The 26,229-nt window shown below is 50.0% G+C and carries 19 protein-coding genes; 3 read left to right on the forward strand and 16 right to left on the reverse strand.

Translation table 11 applies throughout. From position 1 onward, the window contains the following. Positions 1 to 67: 67 nt before the first annotated feature. The 11 genes from DESTI_RS04515 to DESTI_RS04560 all read right to left on the reverse strand — a co-directional run bounded on the left by DESTI_RS04515 (position 68) and on the right by DESTI_RS04560 (position 13,786). Entirely contained in the window at positions 68 to 1,711 is a 1,644-nt protein-coding gene (locus DESTI_RS04515; protein WP_014808776.1) for a class I adenylate-forming enzyme family protein, read from the reverse strand. A 14-nt stretch (positions 1,712 to 1,725) separates the two neighbouring features. Then, positions 1,726 to 2,472: an ABC transporter ATP-binding protein gene (locus DESTI_RS04520; RefSeq protein ID WP_014808777.1), complete on the reverse strand. Its 747-nt coding sequence runs from the start codon at positions 2,470 to 2,472 to the stop codon at positions 1,726 to 1,728. After that, positions 2,465 to 3,265, reverse strand: a complete 801-nt coding sequence (locus DESTI_RS04525; protein ID WP_014808778.1) for an ABC transporter ATP-binding protein — start codon at positions 3,263 to 3,265, stop codon at positions 2,465 to 2,467. The genes DESTI_RS04520 and DESTI_RS04525 overlap by 8 nt, the downstream gene beginning before the upstream one ends. A 23-nt stretch (positions 3,266 to 3,288) precedes the next feature. Further along, complete coding sequence (locus tag DESTI_RS04530) at positions 3,289 to 4,305, reverse strand: branched-chain amino acid ABC transporter permease (protein ID WP_014808779.1); 1,017 nt, start codon at positions 4,303 to 4,305, stop codon at positions 3,289 to 3,291. Positions 4,306 to 4,307: 2 nt separating this feature from the next. Beyond that, the gene (locus DESTI_RS04535) at positions 4,308 to 5,174 is read right to left on the reverse strand and encodes a branched-chain amino acid ABC transporter permease (RefSeq protein ID WP_014808780.1); all 867 of its coding nucleotides are present in this window, start codon (positions 5,172 to 5,174) and stop codon (positions 4,308 to 4,310) included. A 571-nt stretch (positions 5,175 to 5,745) separates the two neighbouring features. Continuing rightward, positions 5,746 to 7,026 (reverse strand): ABC transporter substrate-binding protein, encoded by a 1,281-nt coding sequence (locus DESTI_RS04540; protein ID WP_014808781.1) that lies wholly within the window; start codon positions 7,024 to 7,026, stop codon positions 5,746 to 5,748. Positions 7,027 to 7,203: 177 nt separating this feature from the next. After that, the gene (locus tag DESTI_RS30595; RefSeq protein ID WP_014808782.1) at positions 7,204 to 7,380 is read right to left on the reverse strand and encodes a hypothetical protein; all 177 of its coding nucleotides are present in this window, start codon (positions 7,378 to 7,380) and stop codon (positions 7,204 to 7,206) included. Between the two features lie 153 nt (positions 7,381 to 7,533). Continuing rightward, positions 7,534 to 8,886 (reverse strand): sigma-54-dependent transcriptional regulator, encoded by a 1,353-nt coding sequence (locus tag DESTI_RS04545; protein ID WP_014808783.1) that lies wholly within the window; start codon positions 8,884 to 8,886, stop codon positions 7,534 to 7,536. Then, a complete protein-coding gene (locus DESTI_RS04550; protein WP_014808784.1) occupies positions 8,874 to 10,466 on the reverse strand; it encodes an ATP-binding protein in 1,593 nt (530 codons plus the stop codon). Before DESTI_RS04550 ends, DESTI_RS04545 begins: the two co-directional genes overlap by 13 nt. A gap of 425 nt (positions 10,467 to 10,891) precedes the next feature. Further along, positions 10,892 to 12,037: a glycosyltransferase family 4 protein gene (locus DESTI_RS28435; protein ID WP_014808785.1), complete on the reverse strand. Its 1,146-nt coding sequence runs from the start codon at positions 12,035 to 12,037 to the stop codon at positions 10,892 to 10,894. A gap of 333 nt (positions 12,038 to 12,370) precedes the next feature. Next, positions 12,371 to 13,786 carry a protoporphyrinogen/coproporphyrinogen oxidase gene (locus tag DESTI_RS04560; protein WP_157212095.1) on the reverse strand — a complete coding sequence of 472 codons (1,416 nt, stop codon included), beginning with the start codon at positions 13,784 to 13,786 and terminating at the stop codon, positions 12,371 to 12,373. Between the two features lie 58 nt (positions 13,787 to 13,844). Between DESTI_RS04560 and DESTI_RS30600 the strand changes: the two genes are divergently transcribed. Then, the gene (locus DESTI_RS30600; protein WP_157212096.1) at positions 13,845 to 14,000 is read left to right on the forward strand and encodes a hypothetical protein; all 156 of its coding nucleotides are present in this window, start codon (positions 13,845 to 13,847) and stop codon (positions 13,998 to 14,000) included. 161 nt (positions 14,001 to 14,161) lie between these two features. On the opposite strand, the gene DESTI_RS04565 is transcribed toward DESTI_RS30600, so the two are convergent. From DESTI_RS04565 to DESTI_RS04580, 3 genes are all read right to left on the reverse strand, one after another. Continuing rightward, positions 14,162 to 15,001, reverse strand: coding sequence for a patatin-like phospholipase family protein (locus tag DESTI_RS04565; protein ID WP_014808787.1), 840 nt, complete (start codon positions 14,999 to 15,001; stop codon positions 14,162 to 14,164). Between the two features lie 296 nt (positions 15,002 to 15,297). Then, positions 15,298 to 17,919 carry a molybdopterin-dependent oxidoreductase gene (locus DESTI_RS04575; RefSeq protein ID WP_014808789.1) on the reverse strand — a complete coding sequence of 874 codons (2,622 nt, stop codon included), beginning with the start codon at positions 17,917 to 17,919 and terminating at the stop codon, positions 15,298 to 15,300. Between the two features lie 414 nt (positions 17,920 to 18,333). Then, a complete protein-coding gene (locus DESTI_RS04580) occupies positions 18,334 to 19,659 on the reverse strand; it encodes a glycoside hydrolase family 3 N-terminal domain-containing protein (protein WP_041286773.1) in 1,326 nt (441 codons plus the stop codon). 614 nt (positions 19,660 to 20,273) lie between these two features. Between DESTI_RS04580 and DESTI_RS04590 the strand changes: the two genes are divergently transcribed. Both DESTI_RS04590 and DESTI_RS04595 read left to right on the forward strand, forming a co-directional pair. Continuing rightward, the gene (locus DESTI_RS04590; RefSeq protein ID WP_014808791.1) at positions 20,274 to 21,539 is read left to right on the forward strand and encodes an efflux RND transporter periplasmic adaptor subunit; all 1,266 of its coding nucleotides are present in this window, start codon (positions 20,274 to 20,276) and stop codon (positions 21,537 to 21,539) included. A 9-nt stretch (positions 21,540 to 21,548) separates the two neighbouring features. After that, a complete protein-coding gene (locus tag DESTI_RS04595; RefSeq protein ID WP_014808792.1) occupies positions 21,549 to 24,701 on the forward strand; it encodes an efflux RND transporter permease subunit in 3,153 nt (1,050 codons plus the stop codon). Between the two features lie 46 nt (positions 24,702 to 24,747). On the opposite strand, the gene DESTI_RS04600 is transcribed toward DESTI_RS04595, so the two are convergent. Together DESTI_RS04600 and DESTI_RS30605 are read right to left on the reverse strand one after the other, a co-directional pair. Continuing rightward, the gene (locus DESTI_RS04600) at positions 24,748 to 26,067 is read right to left on the reverse strand and encodes a M78 family metallopeptidase domain-containing protein (RefSeq protein WP_014808793.1); all 1,320 of its coding nucleotides are present in this window, start codon (positions 26,065 to 26,067) and stop codon (positions 24,748 to 24,750) included. Further along, entirely contained in the window at positions 26,060 to 26,212 is a 153-nt protein-coding gene (locus tag DESTI_RS30605; protein ID WP_157212097.1) for a hypothetical protein, read from the reverse strand. Before DESTI_RS30605 ends, DESTI_RS04600 begins: the two co-directional genes overlap by 8 nt. Positions 26,213 to 26,229: the final 17 nt, after the last annotated feature.

Genomic DNA, 26,229 nt, shown 5'->3' on the forward strand with positions numbered 1-26,229 from the left:
GATGCAGCGAAACAGTCACAGATAGAGTCTTGTCAGCCCTTGTGGCAAGAGTTCAGCCTCCTCAAGGTTATCCCTTCTTGTCTTTTTCCATCTTTCGGCGCTCCTCGTCTCTGATTTCTCTGCGCAAGAGTTTACCGACTTTCGATTTGGGCAGCATGTCCCGGAATTCGATATAGGACGGCACCTTGTACGAGGCAAGTCGTTCCGAGCAAAACTTGATGAGCTCGGCTGCTCCCACACCTTTTGCATCGGTCTTCAACACCACGATTGCCTTTATGCGTTCGCCGACCTTTCGATCCGGAACTCCAACGACACAAGCGCCTATGACCACCGGATGATCCTGTAAGACGGCCTCAACTTCTGATGCGGATACTCTGTACCCTTTGTGCTTCAATATGTCTGCAGAACGCTCCACATAAAAGATCTGCCCGTCTTCCGAAAATTTTACGTAGTCGCCGGTGCGATAGTAGATTTCCCCGTTGATATTCACAAAAGAGGCCGCGGTCTCTGCCGGTTTGTTCAAATATTCTTTCATCGCATGATCCGATGTGACCACCAATTCGCCTATCTCACCAGCGGGCAGAGGTTCCAGAGTCGCAGAATCGATCACCTTTGTGCGTCGGGACGGAAGTGGCAATCCGATAGACATGGGATCGGGTTCTCCCAGATCGGGTCGAGAGTACGTCACATGCCCTGCTTCTGTTGACCCGTACACCTGATAAATCGGAACGTGAACCCGTTCTTTCCAGCGGCTGAGCACCTCGCGAGGCAAGACATCTCCACCGCAATAGCAGTAGCGAAGCGAACTTATGTCATACTGTTCCTGACGATCGTTCTCGAGTATCATCCGATAGAGTGCTGGCACTCCAAGCATCCAGCGCACACGATATCGCTGTATTGCGTCCAGAATTGCGTCAACCTGGGGAACCGGCATGAGCACGGTTGTGTTTCCGCGATTCAATCCCAGAGCCATCATCAAACCCAAAGCCATGATGTGGAAAAGCGGGTTGATGGCGATATAAACGTCTTTACCTTCCAACAAGTGATTTGCAAAAACCTCGTCCGTAATATCATTCACGTACGACGTGTGGCCCCAGTGGTTGCCCGGAACCCCCTTGGGAAACCCTGTAGTTCCTCCCGTGTAGAGGATGTATGACAAGTCTGCGACGGGGTCCAATTCCACGCTTGGCGGTGAAGGTTCACTCTTCAGGAGTGTCTTGAAATCGATCGTCTCGGGCCCGCCTTTCACGGTACCGTGGGGCGCCTTGTCAAATAGTGCAGCGACTAATCTCTTGACCGGAGAGACGAGATCCAAGAGATTCGTCACGATTATTCGCTTAAGACCCGATTCCGCGAATATTTCTTTCACATAGCCGTAATTGGTATCGTGGCAGATGATTGTTTCTGCACCTGAGTCTTTCACCATATATTCAATTTCGTGAGATGTATAAATTGGCGAGACCATGACAATGACTGCTCCGATTCTCTGGGCAGCCAGAAACGCGATGACAAATTGTATTGAATTGGAGAGGTAGACGAGCACGCGATCGCCTTTTTTCACTCCCAATCCTGCCAAACCGGTAGCAAAGCGATCTATTTTATCCTTCAGATCCCGATAGGAAAACTTATTGCCCAGGAAAACAATGGCGGTATTATCGGGAAATTTGGCGCAAGCCTGCTCGAAACGAGTAAACGTGTATTCCGGTTGCACAGAAGTTCCTCCTATCATGTCCCGAAATATGCTGCCTTAACGTCGGGGTTGTCCATCAATTCCGATTTGGTGCCTTCAACGACTGCTGCGCCGTTTTCCAGGATATAGCCGTAATCGATGATAGGCATAATCGGTCTCGCGTACTGCTCGGAGACAATGATACTGGTTCCCCTCTGGTCGCGAATATTTTTGATCGATTTGGCAAGGAGATATTGGATTGCCGGACTCAGTCCAAGCAGCGGTTCATCGAGCAGCAACAATCGCGGTTGCGCCATAAGTGACCTGCCAATAGCGAGCATCTGTTGTTCGCCGCCGCTGAGAAATCCGCCGAGTCGATTAGTGAGTCGTTTTAGTGCGGGAAAAATCTCCATCACGTAGTCAAGCGTATCCTTGGCCTGCTGGGCTGTTGCCAGATATCCGCCAATGCGAAGATTCTCCAGTACAGTGCTTTCGGGGAAAATCCGGCGCCGCTCCGGACAGAGTATGATGCCCGCTTTAGCTCTGTTTGCCGGCTTTTCCCACATAACGTCTTTTCCCTCGAAGAGAATTTTCCCTCGAATCGTGATCCGCTCGCCACCGGCCATTTCTTCTTTTTTCCGGATGTCGAGAACGATTCCCGAGAGGCAATACATCAGCGTCGATTTGCCTGCACTGTTTGCTCCGAATACGCCGATAATTTTGTTTCGGTCGCAATTCAGACTGACATTGTTCAGTGCCAGCATGTTTTCGTAGAAAACCATGAGCCCGGTGGCCTCAAACATACTCGTATACCTCCTCGGACCCGAAATAGGCTTCTTTGACTTCGCTTTGCTCCATGACTTCCTCGGCGGACCCTTCTGCGATCTTACAGCCGAAATTCAAGACCATGACGCGATTGGCAAGTCGGAAGAGCTCCCGAAGCCTGTGCTCCACCATGAGGAGAGTCATACCTTCCATCTGTAGCTTTTCGATCAAGGGAACCATACTGGCCATTTCGCTCATGCTCAGACCGGAAAATACTTCGTCGCAGATGATAAGGTCCGGTCGGAGCGCCAGGCAGCGAGCCAATTCCAACCGTTTGAGATAGCCGGTCGGCAATGAGGACGCTACTTTGTACGGCACGTATGAATCCCGTTCAAAGCCGATCTCTTCCAGGATGTCTACGGCAACCGTGTCTCTACTTCCCATTTTTCCACCTCCTCTCCATCCTCCCGTGCGCCGGGCTCGCGGAGAAAAGAGGGGCACAATGAGATTTTTGAAAGCAGGAAGCGTGTAGTATGGTCGCATCACCTGGAAAGTCCGGGTCAGTCCCAGGTCTGCGATCTTATGAGGTTCAAGATTTGTGATATCTTGACCCTTGAAGGTCACTTTCCCGGTATCTGACTTGATAAATCCGGTGAGTGCATTGACAAAAGTAGTCTTACCCGAGCCATTAGGGCCGATGATTCCTATAATTTCGCCTGGAAAGACTTCCAGGCTTACTTGAGACAAGGCAAGGATACCCCCGAACCTTTTGCTGAGATTTTCAGCTTTCAGCATAGGTTCTCGCGTATCTTGCGCTCTGCCGGCAGACATATCCGATCTCCGTTTCTTTGGGTTTAGATCTCCACCCATCGCTCGAATTGCTCGTATTTTCTGGTGGCATAATTCATGATGCCTTCACTCTTGAACACGATGAAAAGCGTTAGAATGATCGCATATACTGCGATCCGCAGGGTTCCGAAATCACGCAACAGCTCGGAAATCGGCACGAGAATCATGCTGCCGATTACAGGACCGATCAACGTTCCTCCTCCACCTACAACCGTCGCGGCAATGGGAATGATGGAGAAATCCAGTGCGAACTGGGAGAGACCGGCCCACATGTAGATATGCACCAGGCAGGCACCACCCAAACATCCCATACTGGAGGCAATGAACACTCCAAGGGCCTTATATCTGGTGATATCGATGCCTGAAGCCTTTACTGCCTGATCGTTATCCTTTACTCCGCGAAATACCAGACCCACATCCTCGTCGATCATCCTGCGCATTGCGAAGACAAACACAAGAACGCTCACGATCAAGACATATTGCTCAACCCACCCGCTGGGCAACGGATCCACTCCGAAGATTCCATCCGTTCCACCAAAAATATCAAATGCTTCGATCATCCTTGCGGCCAGAAGTGGATACATGAGACTGACTATTGCAAAATAAACCCCTCGAAGGGGAAGGCAAGGCAGGAACAAAATCGTGCAGACCGCGGCGCCGGCAACTGTACTGATGGGAATAGTGAATAGAGGGGAAAGTCCCAGGTGTGTATTGCAAAGGGCAGCGATGTACGCACCGACGCCCACATAGAAGCCTCCACCCAAAGAGACCAGCCCAACGTAATTAGCCAGAAAATCGAAACTGATCGCGAGCAGTGCATATATGCAGATGATTGATATGACACGCTGCCAGTAGGGCAGGTAATAGAAAGCCAGGGGCAAAAGGAGAAGTCCTACTATGAACACCAGCCGCGGCATGATGAGGTAGCTCATCTCTCGCCATGATGAAATTGCGTATACACCGTCGGACCGAACCTTGATTCCCCGGTCTATTCTCTCTCTTCTCCGGGCTTCGACAGACATGCTCAGACCCTTTCTTCCAGTTCCTTCTGCCAGCCGAACAAACCGCTCGGCCGCCAAATGAGAGTAATAATAATGGCAAGCAACGCTACGACAACTTGGAAGTGCGTGCCAAGATAAGACACAGTAAGGATTTGAGCGAATCCAATCAGAAAGGATGCCAGAATAGCGCCGGTCCAGCTCCCCAATCCGCCCACAATGCACACGGCCACGGCCATAATAAGGACATGATAACCTGCTTCCACGACTATGTTGCCCAATGGAAGCAGTACGAGGGCAGCGACTCCGGCCAGCATGGAACCTAATGCCATGGCTACGATTGCCATGCGGTCCGAGTCGATCCCCAGGGTCAAAGCAGCTCTTTCGTCCTGAGCCATTCCCTTCAACGCAAGGCCGATTTTCGTGCCGTTAACAAAGAGCCACAGCGCTGCAACCAGTATGATGCCTGCTCCAACCACGAGAAGTCGATGGAAGTCGACGGAAATCCCGAATAGTTCAGTGCTTCCCTGGATAAAAGGCGGCAGCACGAATGTGCCTCCTTTAAGTCCACCCCAACGCAAGCCCTCCAGAATTGCCAGCCCGATGGCATAGGAAGCAATTATCTCCGAAATAGGCATTCCCCGGACACGCACAAGAATAAAATAGTACATTGCCGCACCGATTCCGGCACAGGCACAGAGCGAAAAGAGTATGGCAAGAGGATAGTTCAAACCGAGTCGGTTCATAAGTAACCAGGTTATGTACCCGGTCAATACGTACAATGCCCCGTGGGCAAAATTCGGCAGACGACTCACTCCATACACGAGAGTGAATCCCAGAGCCATAAGAGTCAAAGAAACGCTGTTGATAATCCCATAGATTATAATGTCCATCTGCATGCCTCAGTTAAAGTGCCTCATTCGGGCCCTTGTCGGCGTTATGGTGTTTGCCAAAAGTTTTGTCCGATTCAAATCCCCCGGCCCCCCTTTACGAAAGGGGGGTAAGAGACAACATCTTAATTCCCCTCTTTATTATGAGGGGATAAGGGGCATAGACGCTAACTTTGCGTAGTTTTGGCCGTTTGTTCCGGAGGAACATCTGACAATAGGCCGGCGATTCATCGCCGGTAAAGGAAAAACCTAATGATTTTCGAGTCTCGGAGGGACGACTGATACTCAAATTCCCGGCAATGAATTACCGGGCTATTTTCTTTGGTCCCTGCGGGACACAGAATTACCGCAAAGTTAGCGCCTATGGGGGTAAGGGGATCTTCCGACCTTCTCCTTTCCCTGATGAGTTCCCCTGCGGGATGGTGAAGAGTCGTGAAGGAACGCAGACGTCTTATTGACACCTCTTTGCCCCTTCACGGCCTTACGAAGGAGTGGTAAGGAATATCGGTTATCAGGATCTTATTTTCGTCTGCAACCGAGCATCCGAAGTTACAGACAAGTGGCTGCAAAAAACCTATTTCTTCTCCATCCACGGCGGAAGAAGAATTTTGCCGGTTGCGATGGATTCGGGAAATACCACAACCCTTTTCTTGTCCTGCCACTGAAAAATAGTCCCGACAGCTCCCTCTTTCGGATTGGTGCTGGGAATCACTTGATTGCTCTTGGGATCGAACCGAATTCTTCCGTAAACGCCCTCGAGGTCTGTTGCTTTGAGAGCATCCGTAACTTTATCCGGATCCAGGGTTCCAGCTCGTTCAATGGCATCTTTCAGAGTATAAACGGCCATATAGCTGGAAGAAGTTCCATAGCCTTCAGGCTCAAGACCATATTTGGCTTTGTAGGCGTTCACGAATTTCATCGTCCAGGGAGTCGCTTCACAGGGAGTATTTCCGGCATTCACGACATTGGCCAAGCAGTATTCGCCTTTGCCGTCGGTTGCATCCCAGAAGCCGGGTTGTTCCGCAGCGGCAATAATGGTCCCGAAAGGCAGGGCGGGAACTTTCATGTCATGCCATTGCTTCAGCAGAATGGACGATTCAGGCATATCCATCCAAATGAGAATAACCTGAGCGTTTTGTTTCTTGGCTTCCAATAATCCCATGGAGAAATCGCCACTTCCAGTGGGGAATACGAGAGGTTCACCTAAGACCGTCCATCCCTTTCCGGTCATGATTTTGGCGAGCAATCCACCGCCGGCGCGAGCATGGGCCACGTCCTGCACCATGATCAGCAGCCTGTTCAGGCCGAAATCTTTTCCGATCTTCTCCAGGCAGGGGACCACTTCGCCGGTTACCATCCACTTCGCCTCTCCTGAGATACGGAAACAATACTTGAACTTATCAGGATTGCTGGCGACCATTTCATGATACTTGGGGGTGAGCGCACCTGTAGTCAGGATGGAAATTTTCTTATGTTTGCTCAAGAGCGGTATCGCTGCCAGTGCAGCTTCGGACCGTACAGGTCCGCCTATAAGAAAATCTGCCTTTTTTTCAAGAATGAGCTTTTCAACGGCGAGCAGAGCTTCGCTCACGGGCACACCGGGTTCCAAGTCGCGAGTATCGATAACATCGACCTGAAACGGACGTTTCTCCTGGCCGACTTTCACTCCGCCGGCTGCATTTATCTCATCGACAGCCAGTTTTATGCCTCTCTCAGCATCCCATCCGTACAGAAAAGCGGTGGACAGCGGAGCCCCTATTATGATTGGCTTTTCGGCCAGTGCAGGGGACCACAGAGAAATGACTGTCACCAAAAGCGACACCAAGCCCAGTAGCACTCGCGCCTTACGATGCATGTCTTACTCCTTTTTCGAGGAATTCGTACCCGAACTGTTACTGTGTTGAAAGGCTCAAGAAAAATGGTTCAGAATCTTCGACCGGACGCGAGCGTATATGGCCCGCTATATATTTATGAGCAGCCAGCCCGATCGGGCCGGGCAGTCAGAACGATGTGTTTATTATCAGGATTGAATTTACGACATGGTAACAAGGCTGTGAAATCGTCCGAAATGTCCATGCCACGTTTGTACAACGCCCACATTAACAAAGACTTCAATGGATTCCAGGAATCCGGCACTGCGCCGAATTGCGGCCGACACGCGATTTCCATTGGTTACTTCCGAACTGGACGAAAGAGAAGCAAGTCTCATGCCACTCCCGAAGGTTGTGCCGTATTGGCAGATCTTGCCTCACTCTTGAATTTCGGGTCTCATAGGAAAAGACTACCACGTTGAGAGAGATTGTAAATTTCTTTTGCAGTAAGTGGCAAGATATTTTCCAGTGTGGAAAGAAAATTGCCAAAGTCAGGAGCCTGTGTGGTATTCACTGAGCCGTTTCCGCAAGGTAGGTCTGGAAATCCCCAATACCTTGGCTGTGGTTGAAATATTTCCACCACATCTGGAAAGCGCCATGAGAATGTACTCTTTTTCCACTTCTTCCAGAGTCTTCAATTCGGCTGTATCAGGCAATTCCGTGGACGATCCCGCAAGAGCTGCTTCAACCGCGTCTGCCATGAGAACCGTTCCCCTGGATTCCAGCACTGCCTTCATGAGAACATTCTTGAGTTCTCTCACATTTCCCGGCCATGAGTGGGCCTTGAGAACGGCCATGGCCTGTTTTTCGACTTTGGCCACTTTTGTGCTCAAATCCTGATTGATTTTCACCAGAAAGAAACGCACCAGTTCCGATAAATCGCTGATCCTCTCACGCAGCGGCGGTACATGGATGGTGATCACCTTTAACCTGAAAAACAGATCTTGACGGAAGAGACCCTCTTTTACCAGATCTTTCAAATTCCTATTCGTTGCGGCAATGATACGTGCCTGACACTGCCGGGGCTGATTTCCGCCCACTCTGGTGAAATCTCCGTACTCCAAAAAGCGCAGAAGCTTTGCCTGTGAGGCAAGGGGTAGTTCTCCGACCTCATCGAAGAAAAGTGTGCCTGAGCCTGCAAGTTCTATTCTTCCCTTCTTCGATTCCGCGGCTCCTGTGAATGCTCCTTTTTTGTAACCGAACAGTTCGGATTCAAATAGGGTCTCCACAAGAGTTGTACAATCGATAGTGATAAACGGCTCGTTTTTCCACAGCGAGGACCCGTGTACGACTCGTGCCAGTAATTCTTTTCCTGTGCCTGTTTCTCCCTCGATGAGGACAGTCGCCCTGTTGCCGGACAGGAGTCCGATGGATTTGAAAATGGAACGCATGGCTTTGGTATCGCCGACAATGCGATTCCGTAAGATCTGTTCCGCAGTGTCATTCAGAATATGGGGCGAAGCAAGAGAAGCCTTGGAAATATGAAGACTTTTAGTTATGGAACGATCCAACTCACGAACGCTCAGAGGTTTCCGTATGTAATCGTAAGCTCCATACCGCATGGCCTCTATAGAGCTTTCCATGTCGTGATAGGCGGTTATCATTATTACTTTTGCATCCGGACGGGTCTCCACGATGCGTCGCAATATGTCGAGACCGCACACATCCGGTAGTCGAATGTCCAGAATGACGACTTGCGGATTGTAATCGAGACAGAGCTTGAACCCATCATTGCCTGTTTCTGCAGTCTGGACCGCCAAACCCTTGTCCTGCAGGTACATTTCCAATGATTCCCGAATAGAGGCGTCATCGTCTATGACAAGCACCCTGTTCATGTTCTCCATGGTAACCTCATGACAAAAGTCGCTCCCGATCCTTTGCAGGTTCGCACCTGGACACTGCCGAGATGTGCTTCAACTATCCGTTTTACGTTGCTCAGTCCCAAACCGCTCCCCTGAGCTTTGGTCGTGAAGAACGGATCGAACAGGCGTGAAACGCTTGCCGGGTCAATGCCCGGGCCACTGTCCCTGACTCCCACTTCCAGATATTCATCTTGAGCCTTTTTTGCGAACACAAATATCCGATGACCCTCGTCCGTAACTTCAATTGCATTAAGTATCAGATTTAGCAAGGCTTGCTGGAGTTTTTTTGCATCCAATTTGCAGGTCTGAAGATTCGCAGAATACCGCTGAACAATTTTCAAATGTTTCTCAGCAGTTTTGGGCTCCACCAGGTCTATACAACTCTGCACGACGTCTCTGATATCTGCGGAACTCAATTCTATGCTAACCGGACGGGAGAGATCCAGCAATTGCCGGAGAATGTTTTCCAGTCTTGACACCTCTTTCACCGTAATATCGAGACGGCGTCGATCGAAGCCATCCAGGTGCAGAGTATCGCTCAAGATCTGCAGGTTCATGTTTATAGAAGAGAGCGGATTTCTGATCTCATGAGAAAGAGATGCCGTCAGTTGTCCGACATAAGCCAGACGTTCGTTTTCACGCACCTTCCGCTCCATCGCCACTCGTTCGCTGATATCCCTGCAAACCCCGATGGTTACGAGACCTTGACCGAGATCGACCGTTTTCGCTTTTATCTCCGTAGCTCCGTTTTCCGGATCGCAGCCCAGACGAATGTACTCAACTGTATGAGACGGTGGTTCCCCTACAGAGGTGCCCATCTGTGCGGCACGGAACTGTTCATGCCATTCCGGAGCGACGAATCGTAAAAAAGGTTGTCCCATCGCGTGCTCGGGAGTCGTGCCGTGCATGCGGCAAAATGCCTGGTTGGCAAATTCTATGCGACCGTTCTGGATGACGAAATATCCGTCATGAATCTCTTCCACCAGAGTCTTGTATCTTCGCTCGCTTTCGGCAAGTTCCGTCGTGCGGATGCTGATTTCTTTCTCAAGGTCCTCTGCATGCTCTCTGATGGATCGTTCGTGCATGTGCTGGAAGTGATCGGAAAAACTATGGATAGTATAAGAAAGACAAGCGTTTATGGGCTCAACAGATTGCGCTAACAGTTTCAGGCGCCGTTGGGCCAGAAGCCTCCTTGTCACAATACTTCTAAACAGTTCAAACGCTTTTTGGACATCCGATAAAGGAAAACCGGCAGCTAAACGTTTTTCGGTTATGTAATCTATGAAAAGCTCGATGCGAGTCAGCCGATTGTGGGAAAGGAATTCCAGATCCGCGAGAAAGGCTTCAGTAACCGTCCCGACCAACTCTTCCCGCGGCCGTCTGCTGTACGATGGAGACAACTTGTGCAGTATATCTACCCATTCCTGGACAATGGAATCGGCGTGTGTCCTGAGCCATCGAAGCAGAGGGTCCGGGGCCACGAGAGAAGATCCGGCAGGCGGTTTGCCTTCTTCTCCGTTTTCTGTGCTGACGCCGAATATGATGGAGGAATCAGGCTTCACGGTTTTTACCCATGGAATTCGAACACTATTATAGACGAAATTGCAGATACTTCAAATCCGAATGCGGAGATTTGAACATAGCTAAATTAGAGAGAGTAAGAAGTTTACCGTTCAGTCATGCGGGGTAGAGAAAATCCTTTCCTGTGGTGGTGGTTCCTCTGGCTTTCTCAATCCCCGCTAATTCTAGAGTAATTGCAAAAATTAATGTCCGATTGAGGATAAGAGTATTGGTGGGTGCCGGCCTCCGTGCCGGCACATCTTCAATATAATAAATGATATCAATAGAATGGACTGGCAGGGACGCCGACCCCCACTGATATTTTGAATTAGAGCATGAGATAACCGTCAGAATTTTTGGCAATCAGTCTATAGGCATTAGAATGAGGTCACGATTATCAAGTTCACCGTCCGATTCGCTTTTCTTTTCATAATCTGGGGGCTGGGGTATCTTCTTCATATACTTGCAGGATCTTCATAGCCACTTCATCCCAACGATAACGCGAAGCCCTTGCGAGACCTTTTTCAAGGAGACTGCATCTCAGCGAGGAGTCGGTGGCAATGTCCTTCATTGCCCGGGCAATGTCCTCCAGGCGAGTTGGATCGACAATGATTGCTGCGTCTCCAGCTACTTCGCCCAGTGCTCCTCTCGCGGAAGTAATCACTGGGGTGCCACAGGCCATTGCCTCTACCACAGGAAGACCGAACCCTTCGTAAAGAGAAGGGAAAACCAGGCCCATAGAGTGCTGCATCAACGACACCATCTCCGCATCCGAAACGTTTCCCAGGTATTCTACTCTATGCTGCAGATGTGTACTTTTAATGGCATCTATGATGGTGCCAGTGAAGGAACTCTCCCTTCCGATTATAATTAAGTTTATATCCTTTAGATCGTTATGAATATTGTCAAAAGCTTGAATAACGGTTGAAGTGTTCTTATAGGGCCTCCCATTGCTAATATGGAGGAAGAATGCCGTCTCTTCAAGGCCGAATTTATCGAGACATTTTCTGTCCCTTGAATCGTCCGGGGGCATAAATTTCGGATCGATGCCCGCGCCGACCAGACGAACTTTTTTTGCCATTGTGGGCCATGTCTGCTTGATCGCATGCTCGACCGCCTGGGACACCACAAGAATTCTGGAAGTCCGTCGGACACAAATTGGCACCAAAACCCTGTGGTATAGCCATCCCAGGACCAAGCCCACAGGGCGCCCGGCAGATTGGAGTGTCGGATTTTGCATCCACATGGTGTCGTGTATGGTAAGCATACTCCGTGTTTTCATGAAAATCGGCTGGAATGTGAAGAGGCTGTGGTATACATCGGCATTCATGCTATCTACTTTACGGCCTAACACGATACAAGTTTCCGGTCGCACATGACGAAATGGAATTTCGTGCAGGTCCGCGGATGGTGGTAACATCAGCCTTGTGTCTTCATGCAAATCTCGATTTATCAGCAACGAAAAATGGTGATCCCCTCCAAGGCGTACAAGTTCCCTGATAGTGTTGAGGCTGGTTCGCCCTATCCCGTCCAGTTCGTTCAGTATGCCTCTGGCATCAAGTACGATGTGCATACCTGTTTATAAGCCCTTCTGATATGTCGTCATCATTTTCAGCACGATCTCAATGTGCGTTCATAAATACTTGGCCTCGAATTACTTAGAGAGATTGCCAAAAAACCTGACGTTTATCCCACGCTCCAATACGAGATGTCAGTGGGGACCGGCGTCCCTGCCGGTCCATTCTATTGATATCACCGATCATATTGAAGATGTGCCGGCACGGAGGCCGGCACCCACCAATACTCCTATTCTCAATCGGTCATTCATAGTGGCAATTGCTTGTACGGATTTGTTTTCAGCAATCCAATGTCCTTGAATTCCGACTTACCTTTCATGCTCCACGCCTCAGGTTTTTCCCGAAATGAAAGCTATTGCCTCGGCTGCGGCTTTCTGTCCCGAAACGATTGCCGCAGGTGCCAGATAATAAGAAAAAGTACCGGTCCGGCCTGCGATGGCCAGGTTTTTTATACCCGTACGAAAACGATGCTCGGTTTTGCCGGACTCATAGGGTTGCTCAAGCGCTTTGCCGATCAATCTCGTATTTGAGAGCGTGAAATGCGGATAAGCAAAATCCTTCTTCACCACATCGATTCCGATGATCTCGCGAGACTTCAGAGAAAATACCCGATCGAGAAAATCTCTCGTCAATTTTTCCCAGTATTCGGCAGGCTCTTTTAACTGTGTGTCATCGTCCGCGAGGGTGATCTCCAGACACAGGCCTGTAGCATCTTCAGGAGCATGGTTCGCATGGAAGACTTTCATTTCCGACATGCGGTAAAAAGGAGTGTATTGCTCTGGTATCCATGTCCACTCTGTATTCAACAACTTCGGACGCTGAATTCTCGCAAATACAAAAATGATATTCAGATAACTGACTTTTGCAAGCGACTGTATGCGATTTTCCCCTTTCAACATGCCGGCAAGTTGGTTTAACGGAGCAGTGTTGATTACAAAATCCGGTTGTATTTCCATACCGCCTGCCTGGAGCCGGACGACATGCCCGCGGTCAACCGCCAGAGACTGAACGGCCTGGTTGAAATGAAACCTGACGTTGGGCAATCCGTCCGCGAGCCGATGAGGTATGATTTTCGCACCGATTCTTCCGGAATAACCGGGTGGATCGACGCTTTCCGCTTGCTTTTGTGATTCTCCGATTTGTCCGGTGGTATTCTTCACCCGTTTCCAGGTATGAATAAAGATGCTTTTCAGATGATTGGCGATCGATTCTGCCGTGAGCTTGCCGTGCATTCTGGAAGCCAGATAACGATGGTCCAGCATGTTCAAAGGCGCTTTGCACCACTTTTCAATGAGAGGCTGAAATATTTCGGTGGCGACTTTTTCGCCATAGCATGCTTTCGCGAGATCTTCCAGGTTCGTTGCGCTGAGTCTGTCAGGCTCAAGAGTATTCTTGGCAAGCGCTGCAAACATGTCGATCGCGTAACCTGGTGAAAGCAGGTCATTGGGAAATCTCAGAAATTGATTCCTGACCAGGAAAGATTCTGAAAATGTAGCTGCTTCAAGGTCGCCGGACTTGAAAGGTACCAGATCCGTAATACTTTTGTTAAAGACATGGGGTCCGAAATCGAAAGTAAATCCGTCTATAACCAGAGTGGAACAAAGACCGCCTTGTGAATCATTCTTCTCGAACACATCCACCTGCCATCCGGCTTGGGCGAGAACTCGAGCCGCTGCCAATCCAGCAATTCCCGCTCCGATCACGGCAGCTTTTGTGGAGCTGCCCACAGAGCTGTCTTTTTCCAATCGGTCTGTTGCCGACGCCGTTTGTGATCCGTATTCACGGCTAGAGGAGTCTGGCAGATTGGCAGCAAATGACCCGCCGGTTGCTCCACAAGCCGCGAGTGTTGCCATGATTCTCAAGAAAAACCGTCTATCCATAGAAGACAAGTTCAGTCCTTATCCCGATTATCCAAATACGCGTGCAGTATGGGATATGGCAGGAGGTCGCGTCAAGTGACGAAAACGAACAGCACCAGGTGAATCCTGGTTTCGTGGAAAATGAGACTTCTTCGACTCCAGATATTTCCGTAACTCAAACGCTCAAGCGCTCAATTCAGGACTTCTTAAGTGTTTTGTGTTCCGAACTGCTTCTTGTCGGCACGATATGCCGATGTTTCATCAGGTCGAGTCCGCTTTCTGCAATCCCTTTAAGAGTCCTTGCTTCAACTCTTCGGCTGCTGGGACAGACTGGGCGAAGACCTCCTCGATTTTACCAAAATCGAGCATCCTGACGTTGCGGATGTGCGGCCACACATAAATGTCCGGTTTGAGCCTTTTCAGTTTGTCTGTAAGCATCGTTGTTTGCATGATGTCGAAGGTTCCGAGCACGGATTCCAACGCATTGGGAAATTCGGGTGTGCTTGCAGCTCGGACTCTGCTGACGTTCACTGCAATAATGAAGTCCGCACGGCTCGTAAGCAAATCATAGGGCACCAGGTTGACTACACCACCATCCACCAGAATTCTGCCTTGAGCGGAAACCGGCGGGAAAACTCCAGGGACGGCCATACTTGCCTGTATGGCAGGAAGTAGACTGCCCTGGTCGAACACAATTTCCTCGGCAGACCAGTAATCGGTTGCAACGACGAGCAACGGGATTGCGAGGCCTTCAAAGCTGTCCACCTTGATTTCGCTAATCAGCGAGTTCAGGATTCCTTCGGCATTTATCAGGCCACAACCCGAGAAGTCCGGTTTAAACGCAGAAACCCACTTGAGCAAATCTTCTCTTTTCTCTATGACGTCTCTCCAGGTATCGTTTTTGAGAATGAGACGTCTTTCGATAATTTCTCTAATCTCTCGTGCGGACATACCAGACGCGTACAGAGCACCGACAATCGCACCCATACTTGTGCCCGATATGACGGCAGGGCGAATGTTGAGATCGTCGAGGACTTGAAGCATGAGAATGTGTGCCAGTCCCCTCACTCCGCCACCACCCAAGGCTATGCCCACTCTCATTGTTCATGCCCCTTTTTGCAGAGAATTTGTCGGATAACGAAAACGGTCTCCGTCATCGCGGGAAATCCTTGGTTCAACGATCGATAGCATTCGAACGCGGAAGTGCTACTCGAATTTCACACACCCGGTTGGATTCATCGAATAAAGATAATCTTCTCGGTCCTGCAACGCAAAACCTTTATGCGCGATGAGTCCCCATTGCGATTTAAAACGATTGCCAGAATTTATGTCCAATTGAGGGTAGGGGTATTGGTGGCTGCCGGCCTCCGTGCCGGCAGACATAATTGCTCTGCACATCAAGTCTGCTTCAAGTCTTGTGAACGGATAGGAAGGCGTCGGATGCGTTTCCCTGTTGCCGCAAAAATAGCATTCCCCACTGCAGGGGCAATAGGAGGTACGCCAGGTTCGCCCACACCGGTTGGGGGCTCCTGACTTGATATGAAATAGACCTCCACTCTGGGCATTTCATGCAATTTCAGCAGAGGATAATTGTGAAAATTGGACTGCTCCACTCTCCCATTTTTAAGCGTGATCTCACCATAGAGAGCGGCGGTCAGACCAAAAGCGATTCCCCCCTCCATCTGTGCTTTGACGATATCCGGATTGGTCACCCTTCCGCAGTCAACAGCACAGACAACCCTGTGAACCCGCACTATGCCTTCCGGTGATACGGACACCTCTGCCACCTGCGCGACAAAGCTTTCGAAGGATTTGTGCACAGCTATCCCCATCCCGTGTCCTTCGGGCAATTTGGCTCCCCAATGTGCTTTCTCTGCGGCCAATTCCAAAACAGCCTTATGACGGGGATAATCGTTCAGTAAAGCTCGTCGCAAAATATACGGATCCGTACCGGCCGCGTGTGCCAGCTCATCCATAAAACTCTCCACCACAAAAGCAGTGTGGGAATGTCCTACGGATCGCCACCATTGGACCGGCACGCCAATTCTGGGACTGTGGAGATCTACCAGCACGTTCGGAACGAAGTAGGGCAAGTCCGCAGCCCCTTCGACTGACAATGTGTCCAGTCCGTCCACTATCACGCCTCCTTCGAAAGGAGTTCCAATCGCAATTGACTGGCCCACGATGGTGTGATGCCATGCGACTATATTTCCATTGGCATCGAGCCCTCCGGCGATCCGATCGTACCACATGGGACGGTACCAGCCACCTTTCATATCGTTTTCACGAGTCCAGATTACTTTTACTGGCTTGCCCACCGCTTTTGCCACGTGCACGGCTTCCACGACAAAATCAGAAGCCGGATTGGCACGGCGACCGAAACCGCCGCCTAACAAGGTGGTATGAATCTTCACCTGCTCTGGATCGAGTCCTGCAACACGAGCCGCGGCAATACGGTCCACTGTTTGAAATTGAGTTCCTGTCCAGATATTGCAACCATCGGTTCGCAGATCTACCACACAGTTCAAGGGTTCCATAGGGGCGTGCGCAAGGTACGGGACTTCATATTCCTCTCTGATAACCTTGGCTGCAGTTTTCAAGGCCTGTTCGCTATCTCCCTCTTCCCGTGCTATGAGTCCCGGAGATCTGGCGAGGTCAGCGTATTGCTCTCGAAGGGTCTGCGTAGACAGGTTCGCATCTTCGCCTTCGTCCCAGGTAATTTCGAGTGCATCTGCCGCCACTTTCGCAGGCCAAAAACCTTCAGCCAACACTGCGACTCCGGTCGGAATTTGGACTATTTCCTTGACCCCAGGAATGGACTTGGCCTTATCGGCATTAAAGCGAGCTACTGTTGCTCCAAATACGGGGAATCGAGCTACCACCGCAGTGAGCATGTCCGGCACCGTGACATCGATGCCGAAGATACCTTCACCGTTGGTTTTCTCGGGAGTATCCAATCTGTTTATGGATGTGCCGATAAGCGTGAAATTAGAGAAATCTTTCAACTGGATGTCTTGAGGTGAATCGAGTTCGGCTGCTTTTTCTGCAAGTTGCCCGAACGTCAGCCGCTTCCCGGATGAGTGAACTATTGCTCCTTTTTCTGCGCGGCAGCTCGTCTTGTCTACGCCCCACGACTTCGCAGCAGCAATGAGGAGCATTTCTCGGGCGCTAGCGCCGACTCTGCGTAATCGCTCCCATTCACTTGAGATACTGGTACTGCCGCCGGTTGCCTGAATACCGTATTCCGTGTGGTTGTATACCGGATCGACCGGCGCGGCTACAACTCGTATTTTGGTCCAATCGCATTCGAGTTCCTCTGCAATAAGCATGGGTAATGACGTGTAAACTCCTTGTCCCATCTCCGAATGGTTGACCACGATGGTTACTATTTCGTCGATGCCGATACGAATAAACGGATTTAGTACGAATTCTCCGGTCTGGGTCCCAGTTTTTGTCGAAATATGGCTGCTGCCTTGCGGAGAAACATCCACCATCGCACCTTCACTCACGATTGCTTTATCGACTCCCTCTTGACGGATCAATCGGGCGGCTCCATGAATAGCCACGCGAATTCTCTGATAGGTACCGCACCGGCAAACATTTCCTCTCATTGCTCTGTCAATGTCTGCATCCGAAGGGGTCGGATTTTGGACCAATAGCGCTACGGCACTCATTATCTGTCCGGAATGGCAATACCCGCACTGGGGAACTTCCGCTTCGATCCAGGCCCTTTGTACAGGATGGTTTCCGTCCGACGATATACCTTCTATGGTGGTTATTTTCTTTCCTGCTACGGCTGAAACAGGTGTAGTACAGGATCGTACCGCTTTTCCGTCCACGTGAACCGTGCACGCGCCACATTGGGCTATGCCGCATCCGTATTTGGTTCCTGTCAGGCCGAGATTGTCCCTGATTACCCACAGAAGCGGGGTGTCGGGTTTTACCACAATCGAGTATTCTCTATTATTGACATTGAGCTTTATCTCACTCAAATACGCATCAGCATTCCCCGATGCCATATACTTTCTCCTTTTCTCCCCAGAGAGATATGCTGTACTTCACATAAGCAATTTTCAAATTGTTCACCATTTATCATATGCTTATGTGAATGAACTACTCACCGAACCTAGTTAAACCTGCAACAATCTGAATCAACATTTCCGATTAAGTTCAGTCACAACAGATCGCCGAAAGGTTCCCTGACCGCGAGTTTTTCTGATGAGGCAGATAAAAAAATGGATTATGGGATTATGCTGTTAGCTCAGTTCCGAACTGAAAGCATCGGTTTTATCAACTGTCATTATAAGATCTTAGCATTTCAGGTGCAGTCGATGTAGGGGCAGGTCTCGTGCCTGCCCGTTCTGGTAGCGACCGGCCTCCGTGCTGATTATCAGAGAGATAATTCAAACGGATAATATTGAACGATATTTTTCTTAATGGGGAAGAGCGCGAATAGCTCTTTCCAAGCGCCGATCACTCTGTTTTAATATGTCTTGATCGAGTTTTCCTTCCTTGTCCGCCTGGAGCAAAGTATACATGACGCGATAGTATTGATCCGGATCGTAACTGATCAGAATCAAATCAACGCCTGCATTTAAAGCTTCGATGCTCCCGTTATCCATGCCGATTTTGCTGCGGTACACGGCAAGCATGCTAAAGTTGTCGGTAATAAGAACTCCGTCATGCTTCCAGGTACCACGGATTAGACCTGCAATCACCTTTGGTGACATTGAGACCGGACGTTCTTTGTCTATGGCTGTCAATCTCGCATGACCCAGCATGACAAAGGCCCGGCTCTTTTTCATAAGATGGAGAAACGGCATCCAATCAGTCCTGGTAAGTTCCTCAAGAGAAGTAGTCAAGTCCGCATGATCGAGATGAGTATCTTCATATACTCTGCCCAAACCGGGAAAGTGCTTTAAGGTGGAACGTACACCGTGTTCATCCAGGGCTTCGCAATACCAAGCGGCCACTTGGGCGACAGTGGTAGGGTCATTTGAAATGGCTCGCTGAAAAATGCGTGTGTACTTATCGTCGGGGTTGATAATGTTAAAATTCAAGTCCACCACAGGAGCAAAATTCAAATTCACTCCCACTTCAGCAAGTTCTTGTCCCTGTTGACCGGCATATTGTCGAATATTCCGTTCAAGCAGGGCAACATCGGAAGTTCTCTTCACAATATCCCCAAGGAAAGGCAGGCGGGACAGCGGCGGAGATAATCGTGAAACACTGCCGCCTTCCTGGTCTGTGGCTATCCACAAAGGAGGCTGGAGCTGTTCTTTCCGCTGGTTTTGGAAAGAGCGGATTACGTTTTGTATATCAGCGGGACTCTTTCCGTTGACATTGGTGCTGGTGACGAACACACCGGAAATGGCCTTTAACTTGATAAGGCGCCGGAGTTCTCCGATGTCTCGGTAGCCGACAATGAAATGTCTTCCAAGCTTTTCAAGCGCGGCCGGGTTTGCGTGAAGGACCTGATGGCGAACCCACCTGAAATGACCTTCCAGAGTTATACTGGTAATCAAGACAACGACAGCCACAAGCAATCCGGAGGCACTCAAAACTCTGAGCGCACGATGTTCGGGACGGGAAGATCGCAGCAGCCAAAATTCAATCACGATTACAAGGAGCGGCATAGCCACCAGTCCCATGAACAGCAGATGACGAACAGTCGGCAAAAAGGGGGCTCGCCAGTCCCAGGCCAGTGGGAGCAGGGCGAGTACTATCAAGAGATTCAGAGCAGCTAGAAAGATTTTCATTGTTATTACCAGCGGTTGCCGCAGCAAAGAATAGAAATCCTCAATTTCTCGCGTTTCCTATACTACCAGGAAAATACCTTCAGTGAAGAACTCAATCGACTATACCACGACCGCTTCTTCATGGAATCTGAATACATTCTAACGTGATCCTTACAATCGCACGCTTTCGATAATGCATTCTGCAAATTAAGCATGCTAAATAATTATAGCAGTTGACATAATTTCTGACCTTTTGAACACCGGGTCCTTGATAAGAAACGGTAGGGCACGGCGTCTCTGCCGTGCCGAACTGGTCGATTTTTTTGAAAAATGTGCCGGCACGGAGGCACGGCACCCACCGATTTTCCAGAAGCTCCATCAGACAAAAATTCTGACATTTGCTATTGTACATTCCGACTCAGAATTGTCCCGGGTTGCCCACCATTGGGAGCATGTCTATCGTACGCCTAACTGACAGTTCCGCTGAACTGCACGATTCATTATATCGGATCGGCTATCGCGAATGCCGGAGAAGTCAGGATTGTAGACATTGAACGGAGTCCGATTCGTGCAGCGGCGATCGGTCCACTGCAAAGGAGGATGCTGTGACTCCCCAGCGAATCCGGAGTAATCATATGATTCGATATATCATTGCAACTTATGGAAAATTAACGCAATTCGCGATGTTTTTCCTGGTGCTTCTTTTTATATCGGGATGCAACAAAGCGCAGCAGGTCGCTCAACCGCCTGCGTTGAAGGTAACTGTAGGCAAACCGCTCCAAGTGAACATGATTGAGTGGGATCGGTTCACAGGACGGCTTGATTCTGTCGAAACAGTCGAAGTCAGGGCACGGGTGAGCGGGTACCTGGAATCCGTTCATTTCCGGGAGGGGGCACTGGTCAAGAAAGGAGACCTGCTCTTCGTTATCGATCCTCGACCGTTTGTGGCTGAACTGAACCGTACGGAAGGAGATCGTGCGAGGGCTCAAGCACGATATGAATTGGCGTCGCTCAGACTCAAACGATCCCGAGAACTGCTCGCCACCGCTTCAGTTTCTCAAGATGCATTCGATGAACGTGCGGCAGAGGAAAGACAATCCAAAGCAGAGTTGGCTTCAGCCAAAGCTGCCGAGGAGGCAGCCCGCCTGAATGTGGAATTCACGAAAATAACTGCTCCCATTTCGGGAAGAATCAGTCGGCTCTTTGTCACTGAAGGAAATCTCATTACTGGTGGAACCGGTCAAACCACGCTCCTGACCACAATTGTTTCTCTGGATCCAATTTACTGTTACTTCGATTCGGACGAAAACACATATTTGAAGTATTCGCGGTTGGCTCGGGAGGGAAAGCGCCCCAATGACGGGAATGTAGGAATACCCGTCTACATAGGATTGGCAGATCAGGAAGGCTTTCCGTACAAGGGACATATCGATTTTATCGACAATCGGATGGATCCCAACACGGGAACGATGCGCATAAGAGCTAAACTGCCGAATCCCGATCTTGCTTTGACTCCCGGATTGTTTGCAAGGGTAAGAGTGCCTGGCAGCGAAGTGCTCGAAGCTCTTTTTGTGCCCGAAGAGGCCATTGGAAGCGATCAATCAAGAAAATTCGTGTACGTGGTCGATGAAAAAAACGGTGTCGATCGTCGTTTTGTGCGACTCGGTCCCCGAGAGGAGCAATTTCGCGTGATTCGGGAAGGCCTGACAGCGAACGATCGCGTCATTGTCAGTGGTATCCAACGCATACGCCCGGGTGCCCCGGTAAATCCTGAAGAAGAACAGATCGCAGTCGAGAAGAAAGATTGGATTCCGCAAGAATATATGGCTCTGCTGAAGGGGCAAGACACCAAGCACACTTTCTATCACGGAAATGGATTGGACAAGGTTCGAACCGATTGAGAACAGGAAATGAAACTACCGCACTTCTTCATCGATCGTCCTATATTTGCGACGGTTCTCTCGATCGTAATTGTTCTGCTGGGAATCGTCTCTTATTTCGGATTACCGGTAGCTCAATATCCCGAAGTCGTTCCGCCTACAATTGTTGTACGTGCCAATTACCCGGGCGCCACTCCGAAGACTCTCGCTGACACTGTTGCCACACCACTTGAGCAAGAGATCAACGGCGTTGAAGACATGCTCTACATGGAGTCTCAATCCACTCCTGACGGACAGATGCAACTCACTGTCACCTTCAAGCTGGGAACAGATCTCGACAAGGCGCAAGTTCTCGTGCAAAACCGGGTGGCCATAGCAGAGGCTCGATTACCTGAAGATGTCCGCCGCATCGGGATAACCACTACGAAGAGTTCACCGGATCTCCTGATGGTAGTACATTTCGTTTCGCCCGATGAATCCCTGGATCAGGTCTATATCGGAAACTATGCATATCTTCAGGTCAGAGATGTAATTTCCCGGCTGGAGGGAGTTGGAGATGTACTCCTGTTCGGCGCCCGGGAATATAGTATGCGAATCTGGCTGCTGCCGGACAGGCTTGCGGAACTCAATCTTACGGCAACGGACGTGGTACAGGCAATAAGAGCGCAGAACATTCAAGTGGCAGCCGGTGCACTCGGTCAGCCGCCTCTCGATCCGAACACGGGCTTTCAGGTGGCAATCAATACACAGGGTCGATTGGAACAACCGGAGGAGTTCGCTAAAATCGTGGTGAAATCCGGGGAAGGAGGCCGTCTGGTATTGTTGCAGGATGTGGCACGGGTGGAACTCGGTGCGAGGGATTACGGGGTAAACAGCTACCTCGACAAGCATACTGCTGTTGCAATGCTCGTCTTTCAGCGCCCGGGGTCAAATGCCATTGCGACTGCAGATGGAATTCTGGGCACAATGAAAGAATTGAGTCAGAAATTCCCTCCAGGACTCGAGTATCGAGTAGTATACAATCCTACGGTGTTCGTGGCTCAGTCTATTAAGGCGGTCTATACCACGCTGTTCGAAGCATCTTTCCTCGTCACATTGGTTATCTTCATATTTTTGCAGAGTTGGCGTGCCACTATTATCCCGCTGGTTGCCATTCCCGTATCACTAATCGGTACATTCTTTGTAATGCTGTTACTCGGTTTTTCATTGAATAATCTCTCACTTTTCGGGCTTGTTCTGGCTATCGGGATAGTGGTGGACGATGCTATTGTAGTCGTTGAAAATGTGGAACGAAATATTGAAGAAGGCTTGTCTCCGAAAGAAGCCACGCATAAAGCGATGGATGAAGTCGCATCTGCATTGATTTCCACAGCACTCGTATTAGTGGCCGTATTTGTTCCCACTGCATTTCTCGGCGGAATCAGCGGACAATTTTACCGGCAGTTCGCTTTGACCCTGTCTGTTTCCACGGCTCTCTCCCTTGTGGTGTCGCTTACCCTTAGTCCGGCCATGGCGGCCCTGTTGCTTCGTCCCCAAACGGAAGCGAGGGGAGGATTTCAGCGTTTGTACGAGCGAATCTTCGGGTGGTTCTTTCGGGCCTTTAACTCGGCATTCTGGTTTTCAAGAGATCTCTACGGAAGGGCAATTGCTCGCATAACCCGGTTGGCTGCAATATGTCTGATCGTGTACGGAGGGTTGTTGCTCTTGACATACTGGAGCATCCAGCGTGTGCCCGTAGGATTTATCCCGCAGCAGGATCAGGGTTATCTGATAGTCAGCATTCAACTTCCGGATGGTGCATCACTGAATCGCACAGACGAGGTAGTGCGCAGGGCGGCAAGTTTGGCACAAGAAGTTCCCGGAATTACAGGAATCGTTTCATTCGCCGGCTTTTCCGGAGCAACGCGAACCAACAGCTCCAATGCGGGTGCGATTTTCACACGACTTGACGATCCATTTGTCCGGGCAGAAAAAGGGCTTTCCATGCAGAATATCCTGACCAACCTGAGGCAGAAGCTCTCGAAAATTCGAGAAGCATTCATTGTGGTGATTCCACCGCCACCAGTGCGAGGGATCGGCACAGGAGGCGGGTTCAGAATGCAAGTGCAGGATCGTTTCGGAGTCGGCACAAAAGTCTTGGACACTGCTGTAACAGATATTATTTCTGCCGCAAATCAGCAGCCGGAACTCGTGCAAGTCTTCACTACTTTTCGTCCGGAAGCTCCCCAGCTCTACGTCGACATCGATCGCATCAAAGCACGAATGCTGGACGTTCCACTGGCAAATGTCTTCGATACTCTTCAGGTCTACCTCGGTTCAGTCTATGTGAACGACTTCAATCTCCTGGGGAGAGTTTACCGGGTTACCGCCCAGGCTGACGTAGCATATCGGAGCGATGCGAACGATGTTCTGCAATTAAAGACCCGCAGTGGCAATGGTTCAACCGTCCCTCTGGGCTCCATTGCAGAGATACGCAACGTCACAGGGCCGGACAGAGTGATTCGTTACAACTTATATCCGTCTGCTGATATCAATGGTGACATTCGGCCGGGTTTCAGTTCCGGTCAAGGACTGGACAAAATGGAAAAATTGGCAGGTCAAATTCTGCCTGAAGGACTTGCCATCGAATGGACGGATCTCGCGTTTCAGCAGAAGCTGGCAGGAAATGTAGCGATCTATATCTTCCCCTTATGTGTGCTTTTCGCTTTCCTTACTCTCTCTGCACAATACGAGAGCTGGTCTTTACCATTGGCAGTGATCCTGATTGTTCCGATGTCCGTATTGTGCGCACTCCTGGGGATTGAATTCCGCGGCATGGAGAACAATATTCTGACTCAAATCGGTTTCCTGGTGCTAGTGGCACTGGCCTGTAAAAATGCGATTCTGATCGTGCAATTCGCGAAGATGGCTGAAGACAGGGGCAGCGACCGATTCAAGGCCGTAGTCGAAGCCTGTCGACTGCGGTTGCGACCGATTCTGATGACTGCTTTCGCATTTATCCTGGGTGTCGTTCCGCTCGTAACAGCAGAGGGTCCCGGCTCGGAAATGAGGCAGGTGGTTGGCACAGCGGTCTTCTCCGGAATGTTGGGAGTAACTCTGTTCGGGCTTTTCCTGACGCCCGTGTTTTATGTGGTGCTGCGCAAATTCGCGAAATCAGCAGACAAGTCATCCCGATCTCTATAGAATGAGGGATTTAGAGTGCTTCCGATCTTAACCTGACTGGAAAAATCTATGTATCATATGTTTGAACGCTAGCAATGTGATGATTTTCCAGTTGATGCCGGATTATGTAAGCGGAAACCCCGAATTCTTCAGCTACTTCTTCCGCCTGGTCCCACGTGATTATGGGAATTCTGATTCGAGCTCGTAATGCCGAAGCAGGAGCGAGCAACTCGGCCGCGAATGCTCGATTTCGCTTCTGTTGCTCGGTATTGGCCTCAGTAATCAGCGCTCCACGCTGATTAGATGACGCAAGGTATTCAAAAAGCGCTCTGCAGAGATAAAACATGTGAGCCGTAGTGCGTGCCTCCCTAGTGACGAACACTGGACTCAATTTAGCATTGACACCCATCAATGCGACGAAAGGTGTCTCTCGATCACTAAATTTTGTCATTACCTTTGAAAGGCTCTCTTCAGTTGTTCCAAGGGCATGCGCAATTGTCTTAATCGACTTCAATGGCGCTCCGTTCAATCCCAGGTGGGTGCGCATCCTTTGAGCAAAAGAATAGCCTTGTTCCCAAGGCATTGACCCGGAGAAGTCGATCCACCCTTCTGCGGCGTGACGAAGTTCTCTGAGGGAAGTCAAGTCTTCCTCATTGCTCTGTGCGCGACTGAATGCGTCCCGGATCTCTTCGGCATCCGCGATCAATTCCGTTCTCCGAGCGGCTCGGAAAAATTCGGTCAGCATTTCTTCAGGTAATCGATCCGCGGCTTTTTCTATTTCCTGTTGCTGATTTTCATCCAATGAGTAGGGGTCTAATCCTAGCGAACCGGCACACCTGCAGAATTTCTTCTCCTCGGGATCCGCCGATTGGATGGCCTCCCAGTCCTGTTGCATTAAAGTATCCGTGATTTCATAGTTCTCTAGTCGGCCCACGACTGCGGTAATGAGCGATGAGAACTTCGCTTTCACTAGACTTGTCTTCGTCCAGAACGCACCTCGTCCTTGAAATTCGAGACCGTGAAAAGTCAACAGTTCAGGAGACCAAGAAAGCATGACCATCGAGCCTGCAGGATGAATTCGGAGCGGAGGGAGGGCATAACCTTCACGCGCACTCACTAAAGAGTGACGCGTATCGTAACCGGGGCGATCAGCCAACGGAGGGCCCGGTTCGTTCCAGAGAGGCCACCACTGAGTAACCAGCCATTCTGCCAATGGATACAGTGGCAAATAGACAGCGTCTCTCACGGTTTTCGATCGATCATCGTAGACCCTGGTCACTGGGTAACCGTCCACCACAATTGAAAGCCTCGCCCAGGTGGCCCTCAATTCGGCTCCTTTAGCACCCAGGGGATCTATCCATTCAAAATCAAGCGAGAAATCATCCATAAATCGAATCCAGGCCCTCCGGCCATTCCGTCTTGTTGAGTGGGTATCCTTTGTATTCTCCACTCTCTCTATTCACGAGGCGTGCCTCGTATACGACATCGCCATCCTTGTACCAGACATATCTGGGAAAATCACCTTCGTACATTCCACCAATAGCTCCCC

The organism is Desulfomonile tiedjei DSM 6799, assembly GCF_000266945.1.
GTDB classification, from domain to species: Bacteria; Desulfobacterota; Desulfomonilia; order Desulfomonilales; family Desulfomonilaceae; genus Desulfomonile; species Desulfomonile tiedjei.

Excerpts from the sequence above, each read along its gene's own strand:
- DESTI_RS04520 (WP_014808777.1), bottom strand. The coding sequence starts at position 2,472 with ATGTTTGAGGCCACCGGGCTCATGGTTTTCTACGAAAACATGCTGGCA.
- DESTI_RS04525 (WP_014808778.1), bottom strand. The coding sequence starts at position 3,265 with ATGTCTGCCGGCAGAGCGCAAGATACGCGAGAACCTATGCTGAAAGCT.
- DESTI_RS04530 (WP_014808779.1), bottom strand. The coding sequence starts at position 4,305 with ATGTCTGTCGAAGCCCGGAGAAGAGAGAGAATAGACCGGGGAATCAAG.
- DESTI_RS04535 (WP_014808780.1), bottom strand. The coding sequence starts at position 5,174 with ATGGACATTATAATCTATGGGATTATCAACAGCGTTTCTTTGACTCTT.
- DESTI_RS04540 (WP_014808781.1), bottom strand. The coding sequence starts at position 7,026 with ATGCATCGTAAGGCGCGAGTGCTACTGGGCTTGGTGTCGCTTTTGGTG.
- DESTI_RS30595 (WP_014808782.1), bottom strand. The coding sequence starts at position 7,380 with ATGAGACTTGCTTCTCTTTCGTCCAGTTCGGAAGTAACCAATGGAAAT.
- DESTI_RS04545 (WP_014808783.1), bottom strand. The coding sequence starts at position 8,886 with ATGGAGAACATGAACAGGGTGCTTGTCATAGACGATGACGCCTCTATT.
- DESTI_RS28435 (WP_014808785.1), bottom strand. The coding sequence starts at position 12,037 with ATGCACATCGTACTTGATGCCAGAGGCATACTGAACGAACTGGACGGG.
- DESTI_RS04565 (WP_014808787.1), bottom strand. The coding sequence starts at position 15,001 with ATGAGAGTGGGCATAGCCTTGGGTGGTGGCGGAGTGAGGGGACTGGCA.
- DESTI_RS04575 (WP_014808789.1), bottom strand. The coding sequence starts at position 17,919 with ATGGCATCGGGGAATGCTGATGCGTATTTGAGTGAGATAAAGCTCAAT.
- DESTI_RS04580 (WP_041286773.1), bottom strand. The coding sequence starts at position 19,659 with ATGAAAATCTTTCTAGCTGCTCTGAATCTCTTGATAGTACTCGCCCTG.
- DESTI_RS04590 (WP_014808791.1), top strand. The coding sequence starts at position 20,274 with ATGATTCGATATATCATTGCAACTTATGGAAAATTAACGCAATTCGCG.
- DESTI_RS04595 (WP_014808792.1), top strand. The coding sequence starts at position 21,549 with ATGAAACTACCGCACTTCTTCATCGATCGTCCTATATTTGCGACGGTT.
- DESTI_RS04600 (WP_014808793.1), bottom strand. The coding sequence starts at position 26,067 with ATGGATGATTTCTCGCTTGATTTTGAATGGATAGATCCCCTGGGTGCT.
- DESTI_RS30605 (WP_157212097.1), bottom strand. The coding sequence starts at position 26,212 with ATGTACGAAGGTGATTTTCCCAGATATGTCTGGTACAAGGATGGCGAT.